Origin of the sequence: Sphingobacterium athyrii, assembly GCF_003071065.1 — a bacterium.
GTDB classification, from domain to species: Bacteria; Bacteroidota; Bacteroidia; order Sphingobacteriales; family Sphingobacteriaceae; genus Sphingobacterium; species Sphingobacterium athyrii.
Genome location: NZ_QCXX01000003.1, coordinates 1 through 18,392, shown reverse-complemented (window position 1 = coordinate 18,392; position 18,392 = coordinate 1). Strand labels below are relative to the sequence as shown.

23 protein-coding genes are annotated in these 18,392 nt (G+C 38.5%); 9 read left to right on the top strand and 14 right to left on the bottom strand.

The genetic code is table 11. The features are described from left to right. Nucleotides 1–57: 57 nt before the first annotated feature. Genes DCO56_RS10660 through DCO56_RS10650 form a run of 3 tightly spaced genes read right to left on the bottom strand, consistent with a single transcriptional unit; the run spans nt 58 to nt 2,784 of the window. Nucleotides 58–858, bottom strand: a complete 801-nt coding sequence (locus tag DCO56_RS10660) for a heme ABC transporter ATP-binding protein (protein WP_108633771.1) — start codon at nt 856–858, stop codon at nt 58–60. Between the two features lie 31 nt (nt 859–889). Beyond that, nucleotides 890–1,921 carry a FecCD family ABC transporter permease gene (locus DCO56_RS10655; protein ID WP_108633770.1) on the bottom strand — a complete coding sequence of 344 codons (1,032 nt, stop codon included), beginning with the start codon at nt 1,919–1,921 and terminating at the stop codon, nt 890–892. Between the two features lie 5 nt (nt 1,922–1,926). Beyond that, entirely contained in the window at nt 1,927–2,784 is an 858-nt protein-coding gene (locus DCO56_RS10650; protein WP_108634515.1) for a heme/hemin ABC transporter substrate-binding protein, read from the bottom strand. 310 nt (nt 2,785–3,094) lie between these two features. On the opposite strand from DCO56_RS10650, the gene DCO56_RS10645 reads away from it, so the two are divergent. The 9 genes from DCO56_RS10645 to DCO56_RS29245 all read left to right on the top strand — a co-directional run bounded on the left by DCO56_RS10645 (nt 3,095) and on the right by DCO56_RS29245 (nt 11,595). Further along, nucleotides 3,095–5,473, top strand: coding sequence for a TonB-dependent receptor (locus tag DCO56_RS10645; RefSeq protein WP_245935821.1), 2,379 nt, complete (start codon nt 3,095–3,097; stop codon nt 5,471–5,473). 61 nt (nt 5,474–5,534) lie between these two features. Further along, a complete protein-coding gene (locus DCO56_RS10640) occupies nt 5,535–6,290 on the top strand; it encodes an HmuY family protein (RefSeq protein WP_146191023.1) in 756 nt (251 codons plus the stop codon). A gap of 30 nt (nt 6,291–6,320) precedes the next feature. Next, nucleotides 6,321–6,992: a hypothetical protein gene (locus tag DCO56_RS10635; protein WP_108633768.1), complete on the top strand. Its 672-nt coding sequence runs from the start codon at nt 6,321–6,323 to the stop codon at nt 6,990–6,992. A gap of 162 nt (nt 6,993–7,154) precedes the next feature. Beyond that, entirely contained in the window at nt 7,155–7,949 is a 795-nt protein-coding gene (locus DCO56_RS10630; RefSeq protein ID WP_108633767.1) for an HmuY family protein, read from the top strand. A 120-nt stretch (nt 7,950–8,069) separates the two neighbouring features. Then, nucleotides 8,070–8,780, top strand: coding sequence for a hypothetical protein (locus DCO56_RS10625; protein ID WP_108633766.1), 711 nt, complete (start codon nt 8,070–8,072; stop codon nt 8,778–8,780). 89 nt (nt 8,781–8,869) lie between these two features. Then, a complete protein-coding gene (locus DCO56_RS10620) occupies nt 8,870–9,673 on the top strand; it encodes a hypothetical protein (RefSeq protein ID WP_108633765.1) in 804 nt (267 codons plus the stop codon). Between the two features lie 86 nt (nt 9,674–9,759). Continuing rightward, on the top strand, nt 9,760–10,755 hold the full coding sequence (locus DCO56_RS10615) for a hypothetical protein (RefSeq protein ID WP_108633764.1): 996 nt from the start codon (nt 9,760–9,762) through the stop codon (nt 10,753–10,755). A gap of 101 nt (nt 10,756–10,856) precedes the next feature. Next, nucleotides 10,857–11,420 carry a biliverdin-producing heme oxygenase gene (locus DCO56_RS10610; RefSeq protein WP_108633763.1) on the top strand — a complete coding sequence of 188 codons (564 nt, stop codon included), beginning with the start codon at nt 10,857–10,859 and terminating at the stop codon, nt 11,418–11,420. A gap of 28 nt (nt 11,421–11,448) precedes the next feature. Continuing rightward, a complete protein-coding gene (locus DCO56_RS29245) occupies nt 11,449–11,595 on the top strand; it encodes a hypothetical protein (protein ID WP_181390520.1) in 147 nt (48 codons plus the stop codon). A 227-nt stretch (nt 11,596–11,822) separates the two neighbouring features. Here the strand turns inward: DCO56_RS29245 and DCO56_RS10605 are convergent, their stop codons facing one another. The 11 genes from DCO56_RS10605 to DCO56_RS10545 form a co-directional block, all read right to left on the bottom strand. Further along, complete coding sequence (locus tag DCO56_RS10605; protein WP_146191022.1) at nt 11,823–12,116, bottom strand: hypothetical protein; 294 nt, start codon at nt 12,114–12,116, stop codon at nt 11,823–11,825. 184 nt (nt 12,117–12,300) lie between these two features. Beyond that, nucleotides 12,301–12,879 (bottom strand): hypothetical protein, encoded by a 579-nt coding sequence (locus DCO56_RS10600; RefSeq protein WP_108633761.1) that lies wholly within the window; start codon nt 12,877–12,879, stop codon nt 12,301–12,303. Nucleotides 12,880–13,049: 170 nt separating this feature from the next. Further along, the gene (locus DCO56_RS10595; RefSeq protein ID WP_108633760.1) at nt 13,050–13,430 is read right to left on the bottom strand and encodes a barstar family protein; all 381 of its coding nucleotides are present in this window, start codon (nt 13,428–13,430) and stop codon (nt 13,050–13,052) included. 265 nt (nt 13,431–13,695) lie between these two features. Further along, on the bottom strand, nt 13,696–13,977 hold the full coding sequence (locus DCO56_RS10590) for a hypothetical protein (protein WP_108633759.1): 282 nt from the start codon (nt 13,975–13,977) through the stop codon (nt 13,696–13,698). Between the two features lie 434 nt (nt 13,978–14,411). Continuing rightward, nucleotides 14,412–14,924, bottom strand: coding sequence for a hypothetical protein (locus DCO56_RS10585; protein ID WP_146191021.1), 513 nt, complete (start codon nt 14,922–14,924; stop codon nt 14,412–14,414). A 534-nt stretch (nt 14,925–15,458) separates the two neighbouring features. Further along, nucleotides 15,459–16,022 (bottom strand): hypothetical protein, encoded by a 564-nt coding sequence (locus tag DCO56_RS10570; protein WP_108633755.1) that lies wholly within the window; start codon nt 16,020–16,022, stop codon nt 15,459–15,461. Then, the gene (locus tag DCO56_RS10565; protein ID WP_108633754.1) at nt 16,000–16,242 is read right to left on the bottom strand and encodes a hypothetical protein; all 243 of its coding nucleotides are present in this window, start codon (nt 16,240–16,242) and stop codon (nt 16,000–16,002) included. The genes DCO56_RS10570 and DCO56_RS10565 overlap by 23 nt, the downstream gene beginning before the upstream one ends. Nucleotides 16,243–16,316: 74 nt before the next feature. After that, nucleotides 16,317–16,799: a hypothetical protein gene (locus DCO56_RS10560; RefSeq protein WP_108633753.1), complete on the bottom strand. Its 483-nt coding sequence runs from the start codon at nt 16,797–16,799 to the stop codon at nt 16,317–16,319. 59 nt (nt 16,800–16,858) lie between these two features. Continuing rightward, the gene (locus DCO56_RS10555; RefSeq protein ID WP_108633752.1) at nt 16,859–17,299 is read right to left on the bottom strand and encodes a hypothetical protein; all 441 of its coding nucleotides are present in this window, start codon (nt 17,297–17,299) and stop codon (nt 16,859–16,861) included. An 89-nt stretch (nt 17,300–17,388) separates the two neighbouring features. After that, nucleotides 17,389–17,817: a hypothetical protein gene (locus tag DCO56_RS10550; RefSeq protein ID WP_108633751.1), complete on the bottom strand. Its 429-nt coding sequence runs from the start codon at nt 17,815–17,817 to the stop codon at nt 17,389–17,391. Nucleotides 17,818–17,958: 141 nt separating this feature from the next. Continuing rightward, a partial coding sequence (locus DCO56_RS10545; protein ID WP_219929367.1) for a hypothetical protein occupies nt 17,959–18,392 on the bottom strand: 434 nt, incomplete at its 5' end.

The window sequence follows — 18,392 nt, the reverse complement described above, 5'->3', positions numbered from 1 at the left end:
AAGCCCGAAGCAGTTAAAATTAACAAATTAGGATGGTAATTAAAAATTATTTATAATCTATCTAAATAATTCCAGATCAATCTCCATCTCCTCCAATTGTACATACGGTTTTAATGTGCGGGGGTTCATGATCACATTTGATTCCACCGAAAAAATTGTATAGATTTCTTTCTGGGCCAGCACCTCCACAGGTGTACCGTGAAAAAGCTTACGTCCATGTTTGAGCATCAAAATCCGATCGGCATACATTGCGGCAAAATTGACGTCGTGCACAATCAAAATAACCATAAATCCTTTTCGGGCCAATGCGCGAGCAATCGCCAGCACCTTTTGCTGATAATGCAGATCTAAGGCTGAAATAGGTTCGTCGAGTAACAGGAGCGCATCTGGACTATCCCAGATCTGTGCCAAAACACGCGCGAGATGAACACGTTGTTGCTCCCCACCTGAGAGGCTCAAAAAATCCCGGTCAGCGAATGCCGTGACACCACAGAGCTCCATCGTTTCGGCCACCACCTGGTAATCACGTACTGTGGGCGTATTTTTATAATGCGGATACCTCCCCATCAATACGATCTCTTCCACCTTAAAACTCAATGTCATCTGTTGCTGCTGACTCAGGAGCGCCCTGCATTTGGACAATGTCGCTGCGTCATACGCAGACAACAGTTTACCATTGAAATGAATCTGCCCGGAATCAGGCTTCTTTTCGCCGCAAAGGAGCCCCATCAAGGTAGACTTTCCTGCGCCATTGGCTCCAAGCACAGCTAAAATCTCCCCTTTACGAACCTGAAAGGTAATGTCTTTCAGTAGTTTTCGGCCTTTCACCTCATAGTTGATTTTCTCTACACGCAACATAAAAAATAGTATTTAAACATCCGAACGAAGGCTATTTATCCTTGATTAAAATATACAAAAATACAGGCGTCCCCAACAGGGCCGTAATCACACCGATAGGCAATTCGATCGGCGCTATCAATACCCTGGCGATAACATCTGCCAGCGTCAGCACCAAAGCACCTAAGAGCAGCGAGCCCGGAAGTACAAAACGATGATCTGGCCCTCCCATCAGACGTACAGTATGCGGGACAATAAGTCCTACAAAACCAATAATCCCCGAGACAGCTACCGAGGCACCGACAGCCAGAGTCGATAAGATGACCACCCATCTTTTTACACGATCAGTGCGCATTCCCAATAAATCGGCCTGAAGTTCGCCCAGGGCAAATGCATTCAAAGACTTCCCAAAAAATGGAAGAATAAACAGGGATATACATATAAAAGGACCTATGGCCAATAAATTGTCCCAAGTTGCGCCCCCTAGACTGCCCAGCATCCAAAACGTAATGGTGCGGAGCTGCTGCTCTGTAGACATGTAAGTCATCAAACCTGTAAGCGCGCCCGCAAATGCATTGATGGCGATACCCGCCAACAGCATCGTAGTCACATTAGGGCGTCCATTTTTACTGGCAATACGATACACCAAAAATGCGGTCAGCCCGGCACCGACAAAAGCACCAAAAGCCAAAATATAATAACCTAGCCACGCTGAAAGCGAAGTCAGCAGAAACGTTTCAAATGCGATAATCAGTACGGCGAACAAGGACGCACCAGAAGAAATACCGATTAACCCGGGCTCTGCAAGCGGATTTCGAAAAATTCCCTGAATGGCAGCGCCCGAGATACCCAGGGCGGCTCCGACCAAAAGCCCCAGTAATAAACGTGGCATGCGGATCTCAAATAAAACGTCGGCATGCATGCTGTCCTGATCAGAAACTGTCGACAAATGCAGCTTCTGCATGAGCATGGATAAAATATCCCCCGGAGGTATATGATAAGCTCCCAAACCTAATGCAACAATACACGTAATAAACAATATCAGGCTCAAAGCCACTAATATTAACTTTTGTTTCTTCTGCACCTGACCTATTTTGAATCCATTACTTTTCCAAATCCACGGTGCAGCTCCAAGATCGCATCAGGTAACCTGTTACTAAAGTTGACCAGTAAAGAGGCATTCATCACCAGTAAACGCTCATTTTTGCCAGCATTCGTGATACGCATCCCCGGCAATTTAAGAATAGCTTCCTCTCCTCCTAGGCTACTCGCACCAAAATCAAACAGTAATATAATATCCGGGTTGGCCTGCACCAATGCTTCTGTCGTATACGGCTTGAAATCCGAAAATTCCTGTATAGCGTTCTTTCCACCGGCTAAATTGATCATCGCATCCAGGCTGCTACCCTTTCCTGCCACACTCATTGTCCCTGTTCCGCGCGCATACAAAAACAATACTTTCGGAACTGCTTTACCCTTATTTTCTTTTTTCACCAATGCTAGCGTATGATCCAGACTCAGTTTTGTACGTGATGCCAAAGATTTTCCTAAGGATGGCTCTCCGACCGCATCCGCCACATCCTGTATATAGCGTAAAGCACCAGCAGCAGAATAATTCGGCTTTACCGCAATAAACTTTACACCGGCACCACGGATCTGCTGAATGACCGCATTGGCCACATCCCCCTCATTTGCCAGAACAAGCGTAGGTTTAAAAGACAATAACCCCTCGGCAGAGACAGAGCGGTTTTTGCTCACCCGTGGCAATGCCGCTGCAGCTTTTGGGGAGATGCTGGTCACATCTGTTGCGATCATGCGATCACCTAAACCAAGCCCATAAATTGTTTCCGTCAGCGAACTGTTCAATGTAATAATCCGTTGCTGCGCGTTTGCCCATCCGACAGTATGCAGCAAACAACATAGCATAAATAAGTAAATTCTACGCATCTCTTTCTTTAACTTCTTTAAAACTGCACAGGATTTTGATTCCAATTTCCGGCACAGCAACTGTTAGTTGACTACAAAACAAATCAATAATCAGTCTAAATACAAATTATTTTCAATCCCTATAAATAAACACAAACAGCAAGAAAAATAAGATATACAACTGTAAAACAGGCAAATAAAACACAATACCGTCCCCTTTACGGATAATAAAAATCGAATTAAATAGAATTTATGACAATTTGCATATAGAAAAATCCAATAGTATTGCCTTTTTTTGTGACATTATTTAGAATGATTAAAAATAAAAATAGTGTTTAAAAGCCTCTCTTCTATTCGAACAAGCACCCTGATAGCCCTATGCGCCTGCCAGATCTACACTGTGCAAGCACAAGAAAAATGGAAAATCTCGGGTGTATTAAAGAACGAATCCAATAAAGGCGTCGCCAATGCGACCGTCTATCTTTATCCAGATAAATATGCTTTTAAAACAGATACTGCGGGGAGATTTCAATTTAACAAACTCTATGCCGGCCGTTATGAACTTGTCGCACAAGCATTAGGCTATAAGGAACTGCGTCAATTTGTAGACTTGACGGATAAAAACCAGCAACTCACCATCACTTTACAAACCGATAACCGCCAGATTGACGAGGTCGAGGTCAACCGCAAATTGGAAGCCGTTGATAACTTGATCAAAGCTGAAAACGCAGCTATGCCGGTCAAGGTCATTACCAAGAGGGAGATTGAACTGATGGGGAGCCGCAGGTTAGACGAAGTGCTGAAAGAGCAGACCGGTATTGCCATTGTAAACGATATTGCAGGAGGCTCTAGAGCTGTAGGTGTGCAAATTCAGGGGTTTAGCAGCAACTATGTCATGGTCTTGGTCGACGGACAGCCTATGCTTGGCCGTAATAGCGGTAATTTTGACCTTTCGCGTATTTCAGTGACCAATATCGAACGCATTGAGATCATTAAGGGAGCATCGTCCTGTTTATACGGCAGCGATGCACTTGGCGGTGCCATTAATATTATTACACGTCATGGCGCCATTACCCCACAAGCGCATGCTTCCCTACTCTATGGCACATTAAATACGGTCGATGCGACAATAGAGGGCGAAACACCATTTTCCAATCAACGGGGCAGCGCTGTTGTCTCCGGAAACTATTACCGCACGGATGGGTTCAATACAGACAAGCAGTATCTGGATTCAAAGAGTACAACCTTCCCCCCTTATACCAACTATAGCTTTCAGGGACGGGTACGCTACCGCACCAGTAAACAGGGGACGTTGGGCATCACGGGCCGATTTGCGGCGCGTGAATCCGAAATGATCAATGCCTGGTCGGAGGATAGAACGCTACAGGATAAACAAAAAGATCAGGATATCAATCTGTCAGCGAGTTACGATCACAATTTTAAATCCGGATTGCGCAGTATGACACGTTATTATTTTTCCAGATTCCATTCACAAATTGCGGCGCAGTGGCTGCAACAAGGGGTTTTGGCCAGCGCTGAAGAATTTGGCCAAAATGTACATCGCATCGAACAACAATTTGCCTACAGTCCGGTGCAACAACTTAAGCTCACCGGTGGAATAGGCGGCAGTGTGGAGCAAATGGACAATCAGGACCTGGATGCCAAACGCTCACTCAACAGTGCATTTGCCTACCTCCAAACCGAGTGGAAACCCGTTGATCGTCTTCTTACGACACTAGGCCTACGTTATGACCACACCAATGTGTACAATGGGCATTTGAGTCCAAGTTTAGGTTTGCAATACCATATCAGTCCAACCCTATTGATTAAAGGCGGGGTTGGTGCGGGATTCAAAGCACCAGACTACAAGATGCGTTATCAGGTATTTTTCAATCCTGCCGCCAACTATCTAGTGGTGGGAAGCGAGCGGGTAGCCGATGTTATTGCCGCCATGGACCAAGCGGGTGAATTGAGCTATAAAAACAGTTATATGCTGAATTTAGTTGCAGGAAACCTCAAGGCCGAAACTAGCCTTTCCAACAATATTGGGCTGACCTGGAATCCTTCCGGCAAATTTCAGGCAGATCTCTCCCTGTTCTATCATCGGATCAACAATCAGATCAATACCGTCAGTGTAGGTAATGGTACCAGTATCGCCCAGATCTACAGTTACCGAAACCTGCCGAAGGCGATGAACAAAGGTTTTGAAGTCTCGATGAGTTATCAGGCAACCAGGGATCTGCAATTATCCATGGGTTATCAATACCTGATCGCAAAGGATCTCAGTGTATTGGATAGCATCGCAGCGGGCAACTACCCCTATAATCAGATCAATGATGCAGCCACTGATCTTTATCGGCAAAGCAAAAAATCAGATTATTGGGGTATTGAAGATCGCTCGCGCCATATGGTCAATTTCAAAGCACAGTACGAATACAAGCCCTGGGGAGTCAACGTCAATGCCCGTATTAATTTTCGCGGAAAGACCCCCTTTCAGGAATATAACGGGAATCAATTTATTGACAAGTACGACATCTTTATCCCCCACCATACACTCCTGAATATGACGATCGAAAAAAGTCTGATGAACCGGAGATTAACCCTCCGTCTGATCGGCGATAACCTATTCAATTTCACCAGCCGTTATCTCTTAGGACAGCCCGGACGGGTCATTATGGGTGGAGTGAGTTACCGATGGATGAAGGACTAGCGATTGGAGATTGGAGATTGGAGATTAAAGTTAAAGAGAAATACGATAAAGTAGACAAACAATGAGAACAATTAACATCATTATAGCAGAATGTAGTATATGGCTTTCGTTTCATAAGCTTGGACGCTGTATTTTTTCAGGTTTTCTGGCGCTGATGCTCCTATCCTGTGGGAAGGACAAAGACTATACGATTGGATTGGAAGATGGCAAAAGCATCGTGATTAAAGATCTGGCGGGCGATACCGACGCTGCCATGGGTGATGGAGCCGAGGGCAAGGAAAAACGGCCATTCTACACCTTTCTATTTCGCTTTAAAGATCAAAAGCAAATCTGGATCAAGACAAAGGCGGATTCCGCCCAATGGCTGAAGACCAAAGACTGGGATATTGCTTTCACAGGGCCTTATAATTCCGAAGTCTTTGTCAATAATGCTGTGGATGAATTCAATCCCGGTTATCAGGGTGAAGCCAACAATACAGCTGTTATGCTCTTAAAACAGTCTTACCAAAGCCTTACGGTCGCCCCTTCGGATGAAGAATTCAATAAAAGCGGCACTGGTAAAATCGGCTGGGCATCCAACTCTGAATCGCTGGGCTGGTTTCAGTATAGCCTGAGTACGCATATTATGCAGGCCCTGCCGAACCGTACCTATGCCATTCGCCTGCCCGATGGCAAATATGCCAAATTACAATTGATCAATGCCTATAAGGGAAATCCCTCAGCAGTGACCAATATGAACTGGCCTGCCCCCTACTACACTTTTAAATATTATGTGCAGGAAGACGGCAGTAAAAACTTAAATACAAACACATTATAAATAAGGAAAAATTACACAATTAAATTAAAGATGAACAAATTATTTACAACAGCAGCACTTGTATGTGCATTGAGTTTAGGTTTTACTTCTTGTAGCAAGGATGATGATACAATACAAGTTGAAACTCCAAAAGTTATCAAAGATCTTAAAATCAGTTCAAAAACTGATTTTACTCAAGGGGAACTGACTGTTAAAAACAATATTTTTTCGCTGAAAAACTTTAAACAATTCGCACGTGGTGAAGATGGAAAACCGACAGCTGAAGCCGCTAAAATCTATTATTACAACTTCAGTGAAAATGATGGAACAGACAACAAAACAAATATGATTAGCCTATCTGGCGACGCTAAAGTAACACTAACCGCAAATGCAGAGGATGGATACACCTTATCTTATATTGATAAAGCATTCAATGATGTCGTTGCAACAGACAACTTTACAGCGATTGGCTCTAACAGCAGTGCTATCTATAAAATGAAATTTGGAGGAAAAGAAAGCGTTCGTTCTGAATCCGGTTGGTGCAATTATGACGGGGACAACAATCATCTCGTAACTGCCCAGGAAAATAGAACACTTATTATTTCAAAACACGGGAAGCCATTTTTTAAACTTAAGATGAATAGTATTTACGAAAATGAAAAGGCTAATGATGGCGCAAATAATTTCGTCTTCTATTCCATCGACTACCAAGAATTCAAATAAGACAATGGGCAACAGGGAAAATCTCCCTATTGCCTGTTTATTGTTAATAAGCTAAAACCAAAATTAATATATAAAATATCATTTTTCATACACAAGTAATAAGCTAAACTCTTTACCTTTACTATTATTTAGAATGATTTTAAATAAATATAAATATAACACATGAAGATATCAAGACAGCTTACCAGAACAAAGTACATTGCATTGCTCTGCATTGGTCTAGCAATCAATACCGCTTGCAGCAAATCGGATCCAGTAACAGAACCTGTTGTAGAGCCACCCAAAGAGGAAGAAAGTAATACCGGGCTTTACAATAAATTGATTACAGTACGCGATTTTGCCGCTACAGACAAAAACGATGGTAACAACGCCGCTCCTACTGTCTATTATAGCCTGGAGACGAACAAAGGTATACCAGAAACCCACCGACAAACACGTAACTGGGACATTGCCTTCAGCAATATCTTCAACAGCCATGTTTCTGGAAATAATGGGGCAAACAATACAAATTTTGGTTATGGTAACAACGCTACTGGTGGTATCCTAATCGTCGAGAAAGCATTCGACGAAGTAACGGAAGTGCCAGCTGATGCTGAATTCAAGGTGATCGGCGATGCAATCGGGATGGATCAGAATGGAGATGAGGGAAATGGTGTAGGCTGGTGTTTATACGATTTTTTTGGAATCTTAGTCAAACAACATACTTCAAACAGGGAAACTGAACATGTTGCTTATGCGCTTGGAAATGGGCTGACATTACTTAACGGAAAAGTAATTAAACCACGGACGTTAATTGTTCGTACGGCAAAAGGTAACTACGCCAAGATTAAGCCTTTATCCATGTATAAGGATCTTTTAAAACCTGAACAATGGTTCAAAAGTTCTCCCCATGTATTTATCTCTTTTGATTATGTCCTTGTGCCCAAAGGCAGTAAAACATTTGAGATAAAGCCTTAAACAGTACAATTCTTAAAAAAAACCGGATATACGGTCGAGGTACATCCGGTAACAAATTGACTAATTAACATATATTTATTAACTAGCCCACTGTAGAAGTGGCAAAATTACGAAAAAGAAATGAAAATCAAATTCACAACTTTATCCATTGCCTTAGGTCTTGCCGCGATTGGCATGACCGCATCATGTAGTAAAGACAATTCACTTGCTCCTAATATTGAAGAGCAATCACTCAGCAAACGTGCTGTTACGCCTTCGACGACAATTGGCGGTACGGTAAACTTTACCGCAACCGGTACAAAAGGATATTTAAAAACGATCGCTACAGGCACCTATGGTGCTCGGAATTTCCACCAAGGTACGGTGCCTGATTTAGTGGATACCACACAATGGAAAAACCCGGCAAGTACCTATTACTACAATTTGATTACAAATGATGGTGGTACATCCACCAGCTATGATTTTCAATTTAGTGGTACAGCAAATGCAAGTTTAACCGTAAATACGGCTAAATATAACCTGTATTATGTAAATACAGCATTTGAATCCGTGACAACATTGCCTGATGATGCAAATTTAATTTCAAACGGTACAGCCGCTTCCAACAGTACAAATGGAACGGGCAATCCGAGCAGTACTGGCTGGTATATCTATAACATTAGCAATCATATTATGAGCAGCTATGGCCCAAGGACATATATTCTGGAAAATAAAACAACCCATGAATTATGGAAATTGCGTTTAAATAGTGTGTACAAAGATGAAACTCCAAATTCGGGTTTCGCAGCAACAAACTTTCCGTTTATGAGCTTTGATTATAAGAAATTATAACAAGCCTTGACACCCTTATTTTGTAATAAGAATTGTAAATTTTAAATCCGGTGCCAGCCATGCTGGTACCGGTTCTTTTCTCAACTAAAATGAAAAATCAGTTATTAACCACACACAAATTTGTCATCGCCTCGAGCGTTTTCATCAGCAGCTTATTGGCAAGCTCCTGTACAAAAACCGAGACTCAGCCCTTCGAGCAGGAGAGCAAGGCCCGGATCAGCAGTTTCAAGATTGTCAATACGAGCAAAGAAATCATCGGCGCCATAGACAATGAAACCAAGACCATTACGGTCACCCTTCCAGAGGGACTTTATATGACCAGTCTAGAACCCGAAATAGAAGTCGCATCAGGTGCTACGCTAAAACAAGGTACGGATACCCTGATTACAAATATGGTTGATTATTTTGCCAAAGGGCGTACGATTGAATACCCTGTTACCGCTACTGATGGTAGTACAGCGACCTATACACTGATCGTCAAGAGTGACCAGCCGGCACTCCATGTGCAAGAGATTAGTTCAGATCCAAACGCACCAGTTATATATGACCAATCTAACTGGTATACCACCAATACTCTTTACATTTACAACAACCTCATTAGCTACCCCTATATTGCTACTTATGAGAGTGATTTGGAACTAGCACGTGCCAGCTTAGTGGATAAAGATGGAAAAGAATATCCTTTTAAACAAGCCTCTACGGCAAATCCCCCATCTGTTGCAAGTGCTTATATGAATCTTAGCCTGAATAATATTGAAGGACGTTTGACAGGCCCGGCCAATGCGCCAGTATACAACAAAGTGCCAGCAGCGGGTGATTACTATGTCAAAGTGCGTTACTACAGCCGTGAGGAAACCTTAAAAAATCCGATTCGAATTATTTACAACAACTAACTATACATTGATAGCTTATGGATGAAATGCATTTGCTTTTCGCCTTTACAACACATGCCTTTTGACGATAGAAAGTCACCACAACCATGAAAAAAAGAAACACGTTATACCGTATTCCCATTTTGTTGCTCACTATGGGAGTCACACTATTCTCGGCTTGCAAAAAAGAGTATGAAATTGCGCCGACACCTTACACCGAAATCACCTCATTTAAGATTCCGTACAACGCGGGTAAAGATACCATCGTAGCAGCAGTGGATGGCGAAACCATCTATGTCTCCTGGCCTGGCTCTACCGAATGGCCTGTTCCCGAGACAGTTGCTCCCATTATCAACATTTCCAAAAATGCAAGTATAAGCCCTGCTTCTGGAACAGCCATTGCGCTCAAAGACGGACTGCAATATCAGGTTAAAGCCCAGGACGGCACCCTCAAAACCTATACCATAAAACTGTCAAACGGTGCGCTTCTTCCCTCCTTCCAAGACGAAGAAACCCAAGTGACGGCAATTGTCGGCCAAAGCAGTTTTTATATCCGAATGAATAATCTTGCGCTGGATGGAAGCGATAATCTCTACCTCGTCGACGATCAGAATAAAAGCTATAAACTTATATTGAATACATTTACTACTTTCTATGTGGATCAGCAAGATGGTTCAGGTATTCCTGCCGGTGATTACTACGCGCAGGTGATCAACAAATTCGGCATCCCTGTTAAAAGTAGTAAAAAGTTTGTAACCGTTCCTGCCGGCCAATTCCTTCCTTATGTTTATTTTAGCCATACAAAAGAATGGCTGGTCAAAAGAGGTGAAATTATCAATTTGCCCGCAAGACATCTGACCAAAGCATCTGAGATTCGAGCTGTAAATTTAAAATATACCGAAGAGGGTAACGCCAACAGCTTGCCTTTGACTTTCCTCGGTATTTCTGATGATTTAAAATCCATTAAAGTGCAGATACCCGAAGATGCGCCGATAGGACTTACTTCAGATTTAAGCAGTGGTATTAGCATACGTGTAGTATTCAATCGTCTTCTCACACAAACCACTCCTTATCATGCCTATCCAATCAAAATCGTGGAGTAAAATCCTGTCGTTTTTCATAGATGATAAATCAGAAAACAGCATAAAAAATTGGAAATAAATACGAATCTTTGTATAGAATCGTTATAAATAAAAGAATGAACATGTTAAGTCAACATATCAAAGAGCAAACGCACGCTGCTCACCAAAACGTAGAAGGAACGATCGTGCGCCAATTGAAAAATATTCGTTCTGAAGCAGATTATGCAGAGGTTTTAAAAGGTTTTTATGCTTATTTCCGTGCTGTGGAAGATAGCATCGCTCCTTTTGTTACATCCGAAGTATTACCTGATCTGGCGGAACGCCGCAACTCATCGTATATCAAAAGTGATATTGAAGCCTTGGGAGGTAACGTGGAGAATCTTCCGGAAGCAACAGCTCCGGCGGTAACCAATGTACAAGAAGCCCTTGCGTCATTGTATGTACTGGAAGGATCGATCATGGGTGGCCCCTACATCGTACAGATGCTGAACAAATATGGCGTCAACAAGGGAACTTCTTTCTTTGAAGGCTACGGTGACAATAGCCGTGAGATGTGGGCTGGATTTACAGCAGTATTGAACAAATATGCTGCGGATCCTGCAACTTTTGACCGTTCGGTAGAAATTGCAAACCAAACTTTTTATAACTTTGGTGAAGTATTCACGCCTATTGCCAGTGCAAACTAAATAGGCTGAATATTGTTTAACCCTTCAGATGGAGCAAAAAGACAATAATAAAGACAATAAATCAAAATGGTTGAAGCGTGCCGGCATGGGGGCATTTATCTTCTTCCTGGCAAAGGGACTTGTATGGCTGGCGGTATTTTTCTTTGCTGCTAAGTCCTGTAGCTGGTCTATTTAAGTAAAAAATAAAGGAGCAGTCAATCAAATTTGTTATAAAACAATCTTGATGGCTGCTTTTGCTTCCTATCCTATCCTTTCTCAATCCGCGGTTTTGCAGAAATACCAATTGCAGAAAATATAATTGTTAAAAGCTGAATCATACTATTAAAATTCTTGCTATCTGCAACCAACTATTCGAAGGAAACATTGCTAAGAACTGCTTATTTAAACTTAGATGCAGAGATTTCAAAAGGGTTCGCCATTGATAAAGCTACCATTACAAGTCCATTCCGAAACAAATATTCTTGTGCCCTGAATAGGTTTTTTCTTCTTCAAAATCACAATAGAATTTCCTTTACTTTTGGTCAATGTATCACCAATACTCCAATTTGGAACAATACTTCCTAAACCACGATCCACCTTGGCTCTTCCACTTCTATTGAGAATAAGATCCTTTGCATTCATTTCGCAGTAGTTGGGTTCCGCAGTTGTAGGCCCCTCGATCACTAGGTTAAATTCTATGTTACTATTATATTCCATGATTTGTCTACATTTCTCTTCAGTCCTACAACCAGACAAAAAAGGTAGTAAAACACCACTCAAGAAAAGACTAAATCTCTTTTTATTTTTCAAACACATTTTTCTATAAGTAATATTCAACCATTACAATAAGATTTAATCAACCCACCTTATTACCAAAATAAAATTTGATTCATAATCAATACTAAAGTTTATTCCGTACCAAGAATAAACCTTCTTTTTTATCTTCTATAACAAAGTGATCTGAAAACCATTTAGTATTAATTTTTTTTTCATTTAAGACTGTAATGTATCCAACCTGTTCTGGGTTATCAGTATATAAGTCTCCGTAAATATATTCGTATAAATAAACACCAGAAAAATCACGAGGATCATAAATAACATATGACTGGGAATGTATATTATAGCGATTTTGAATGTAAGTTATTAATTTTTTTAGCTCCGAGGTTTCTGTTACTGATAATCCAGGAATTTTTACCAGCTTAGTTATTTCTCTGGGATTGGAATGATTTTTACTTCTGTTATTAAAATTTATTTCATCTTCACCAATTGCAGTATAATCGAAAGATATACTGTTGTCGCCTGAAATAAAAGAAGGATACATTTCTTGATTCTGCGTCAAACGATCAATTTTCTTTTCCAATTCCTCAATTTTAATTAAACATTCTTGAAGATTTCTCATTTCTTCTGATGTATACTTAATTTTATAATCACTACATCCATACAAGATAAATCCTGTAAGAAAAAACAATACTTGTCTCATTTTTTATTTTTAAAATTATTATTCCAATATTGAATACCTTGATTAACCATCTCATGATCTCTTTGATCATCAAAATAAGTAATTAAACTATGGAAAGGCGACTTGGGTTTGGGTTAAAAATTTTATCTTTCACCCGCCAACTAGAGCTTCTCGTGAGTTAAATATCTTTTTTATCGTTCCAGATCGGTAATAAATTTCATAATTTTAGGTTCATCTTCTTTGGAAAAAATTACTTTAAAATAATGATCATCAGTATCTGTCCAGTCTTCAACTGCAGAAAATATTATTTCAAAATAAGTCATTAGTTCTTCCTCAGACAGTATAGGAATTTCTAAATGCACTAATGCAACTCCTCGCTTACTAATCCAGCTAAAATCTCTTAAACAGTCAAATAAAGCGTTCCAGTTATCTCCAAAATAATCTGGAAATGCAAGAATATCATTCAACTCTCTAAATAGGTCATTTTCATCTTTTACTTTTGGGAGATATGCAATGTACTCGGTTTCGTTGCAATAACCCATCGGATTTTCTAAAAATTCAATTTTCTTCATCTTCCTAAATCTAAACAAATCAATTCCTATCTAATGTAAAAATTAACAACTATTTTCGGCGATTAAATTGCTGGACGTGTCGCTGGACTATCTTTCAGGAAAGACTGATACACTATTGGATTCCGCTACGCTCGGCAGGATCAACTATATGTTTACCTAGCCACAACAGGTCTCACACGAAAAATCAATACATTTTGCATGACAATAATATAATGACCTTTTTGTAATTCTCAGTAAATATAAAAGCTACATCCTCTAACTGCAATTACTCAATCTTTTCGTAAAAAAAATTGCAAGCACCATCCAAAACAATAGTGATCTTATTGCCTACTTTTTTTATTTCAAGTTCGTATGAAGCGGTACCACCTGAATAACTCAAAACTAATAGTGTTCTAAAAATCCCGTATTCTATACGATATTCACCATTCCCCCAAAAAGAACTTCTATATTTATTATCATCAAGTAAAGTAAGCGTATCATCCTTATCAGGAAGTTCCCCAATAGCGCCACATTCATGATATTTGAAATAATATTTCCCTAATGCCATTGGGTGAGTAATTAACCTTGAATACGCGATTGCTAAAGCTAATAAAAACAAGATAAATAAGAATGGCCAAATTCAAGTTTTTTTCATTACTTAGAGTAAAATAGATAAGTTTGATATGTATTTGATTCCTTTTTAGTAAATATATTATGTTTTATATTATAATCATCTGAAAATTTAGTTGTTCTCTTATATTTTTTTACAGGAAGATGTAAATAAAAAAATATCCTATACTTAATTTATGAAGCATCGCAAATAAAAAGATCAAATGCTAAGCCATAAGCTTTTGATTCTGCTTAATTAATGCGCTAATGAACAAAATTAGGAGGTTTACTTTACGCCCGAATTCAAATGGAACGCGAATATTAACGAATAAAATTATAAACACCCCTCAGGTGTTCACCATTTTTTAAAAACATACTTACATAAACAAAAATCTATTTAAGTTTACCCTCTAAATTCCAAGCATAATTTTCCTTAAGATTCATATTTATAAAATGAACTCCTTTTTTGTACAACGATTTTGTACCCTCAAAATCTATATATAAACTATCGTTGTAATATTTATCATCATTATAAAGTTTAATCAATCCGTGAGAAGATCGCTGAAATACCTTTGAATAATCATCAATTTTAATAAGTAAAATATTATCATTGGTAAAAACAACACTTGCAAAATCTCGGTCCAAATTCGTTACCTTCACATAGTCATCTGAAGGAATTTCTTCACCTGTATATTTTCCAGGGATAAAATAGATTTCATCATCTTTTCCATTCATTACAGTGATACATTTATTATCTGAAAGACAATACACGGATCTTGGTGATAGACTTATTAAGGCGTCAATAATCATGTATCCAATTAAACCTATAAAACTTATCAGTAAAATTTTCAAGATCATTTTTACCACTTTGGTTGCCCTAGAAACGGGTTGGTTTGCATTAGCCATAGTCTTTCTTTTGTTTCCTGTTCATACTTTTTTAATGGATGCATAGGACTGTACGCTTGTGGAAGTGGCCTGGAAGATTAGCTCTACCCAGGGCCATGATATCGCCACACTGCCCAATACACGAAGATAATATCATAACAAAAATTTATATATAAAATAGTTGTTATTTTTCCAAATATCCCAATTGTATTACTACATCGACGTGCCATCTTTATACAGCTGGAATTCAAATCAATCTTCTTTTTCGTAGTACCGATCGCAAAGGTCGTCCAGCATAATAACTATTTTACTATTCTTCCGGATAACAGACAATTCGTTCGCCACAGTATTTCCTGAGTTTATTAAAACTAACTTAGTAGTGAATACACCAGGCTCAAGCCTATACTCACCACTTCCCCAAAAGCTACTTCTGAACCTATTATTTCCATATAAAGTCAAATTATCATCCATGGTGGGTCTATAAAGGCCAACCTCTACTATGAAGCTTGACCAGAACCTTCTCCATTATTAATCAATGAATGAGAAATGATATATTTACTCAGAAATGTACCGATTCAGATCAATCCAGTTACTTGAGCTTATAATAGTACCGTGTCCGTTATTTTTCAGGTATAAGTGTAATTTGACTTTTCGATCTGAGGTCGACACTCTTAGCTCATTTTGATTCTTCCCAACAAAAAAATTATAAGAAATTACTTTATTCTTTTTCAATATCAAATCAAACTGTTCCAAGAAGGCACAGTTAGGTAATTCAATTGGTATTTGTTTTCCTTTTGGAAAAAACTGTCTCGATAGTAGCCTAACTTCATTATCTGTATTCTCAACAATAATATGATTATGTTTTAAAACATTGGGATTTCGATTTTTATAGAACTCCGTTGGATCTTCCCAATAATCAGGGCAACCTGTCGTAAACATTCTCGCATCTAATTTTAATATCGTATCTTTTTTTGATTCAAATTCAAGTTTAACAACATAATTATTCTTGCTTTCTTCAATTGAAGTATTAAAGCAAATTGGATCCTCACATTTATTAGCAGATTGACATGAAGATAGGATAACTATCATTAAAATATTAAAAAGCAAATTTATTTTCATAACCTTTTGTACCTTTTTCAAATTTTCCAATTGTATTTTGCCAGCTTCTCACAGATCGTTGGTAGCGAATAGCATCTAACTCTAAGTTAGTAATTGTAGGATTTACCAATGAACCATGATTAACTTTTACTGATTTGTTTATGGGAGGCTTTTTAAATTGTCTTTGAAGATCTCTGACATAATCTGTGCTTATGCTGTCCTTTAAGATTTTTTCAGCCACTTTATCAAATTTCCTTCTTCATCACGATAGCGTTTTTCATCATAGTGTAACACATACCATGTTGGCCTTCTCTACTAGATATCTCTTTTTACTATGTCACTATCAGGTTTAACCACAAGCAGCTTTTGAGAATAAACCAGAGCTTCTTCATCCGACAATATTTTTTCAGGAATATGGTTATAATACAAAATAAACTCCAGAATATCTGCATCCATTGGCTTTAGTTTATCCGCTTCTTTCGCATGGTATAGACCTATCAATTCACACCCATCAATATGATTTAAAATGCCCCCCATCAACCTACTGATGGATAAATGTATTCGCCAATCATTCTCTTTCCCCCCTAAAAGTCTTAACATATAAGTATAGATAAAAAAGTTAACATCTCCGTTTTCTGGATTATAAGCAAGTCTATATAAAACTTGTTCAAACTCCTCAAAGTCAATGCTATTAAACAAACTATCAAGTGGATTCAAGCTTAACTCCTTCAAACTAGTCTCCAAATCATTTAATTCCATTTCGCTAATTACTTTGTTAAAACTGGTAACACCTTCCATTTTATAAGTAAACTACAAAGCAATGATCCTCACAAATAAGTCAAAAATTCACGGAATCGTTATTCATAAGAATCCTCTGTTAGACCCGATTCTTTAAACTTGCTTACCCAAGTATCCACGGGTGTACCATTAATCGTACCTCCATTGCAGGTCCACTCTGAGAGAAAGATTCTCGTGCCCAAAACAGCTTTCCTTTTCTTTAACATAACAATGGTATTTCCTTTGTTTTTAACCAAAGTATCTCCAATTGACCATTTAGGAACAATACTAGCAAGGCTACGGTCTATTTTAACTTTACTGCTTTTATTTAAAAGGATATCCTTTGCCTCCATTTCGTAATAATTGGGTTCCGCAGATCTAGGACCTTCTACTACAACATTAAATTCAAGGTTACTGTAATAATTGACAGTTTCTTTACAGCCTTGTTCGGTTAGGCAACTAGATAAAAAAAGAACAATACATGCAAATCTCCAGCCTTTATATTTAGAATTTAACTTCATCTTTTCATTATTAATCGATAAACAAACGTACAATTAAAAATATATGTTTCTTCTAAAATCTTATAGTTTTATCAATACCACAAGAAAAACTAAAACGTACCGAAGGCCAACCTTCTCTCCCATATATTACCATCTTCACCATTAATGAAAGTACCTTTACATGTCCATTCTATTAAAAACTTCCTAGCATTTAATATTGAATCTTTCTTCCTCAATTCTACGATGGTATTTCCTTGGTTCTTTGTTAATGTGTCTCCTATATTCCATATTGGAGATAGTGAGACGAGTTCTCTATCAACAGACAATATTGAATCTTTTTTTGACGCTAAATCCCTTACAGAAAACCGGTAATAATTAGGCTCAGCAACTGGTTTACTTAAAATTACCACGTCAAATTGTACATCTTTATAAAATCCAGTAAACTTTTCACATTGCCTTTTATTGTAATCTGCACAATTAAACAATAAAGGTAAAAGTGGGATTAATAAAAAAAAATTAATAGAAGCAGTCTTTTTCATATCAGAATTTTGTAATGCTATCAATACCAACCAAAGGATATTCCAAAACTGCTTCTAGAATATCGTATACTTAATTTATGAGCATCGTAAATAGAAAGATCAAATGCTAAGCCATAAGCTTTTGATTCTATAAACAAAAATCTATTTAAGCTTACCCTCTGAATTCCAAGCATAATTTTCCTTAAGATTCATATTTATAAAATGAACTCCTTTTTTGTACACCGAGTCTCGTCCATCAAAACAAGTGTATAAACTATCGTTGTTTGCTAGATCATCATTGTATAATTTAATCACCTCACGAGAAGATCGCTGAATAACCTTTGGATTGCCATCAATTCTAATTAGCACAACATTGTTTTTTGAGAAAACCGCACTTGCAAAATCTCGGTCCAAATTCGTTACCGTCACATAGTCATCTGAAGGAATTTCTTCACCTGTATATTTTCCAGGGATAAAATAGATTTCATCATCTTTTCCATTCATTACAGTGATACATTTATTATCTGAAAGACAATACACGGATCTTGGTGATAGACTTATTAAGGCGTCAATAATCATGTATCCAATTAAACCTA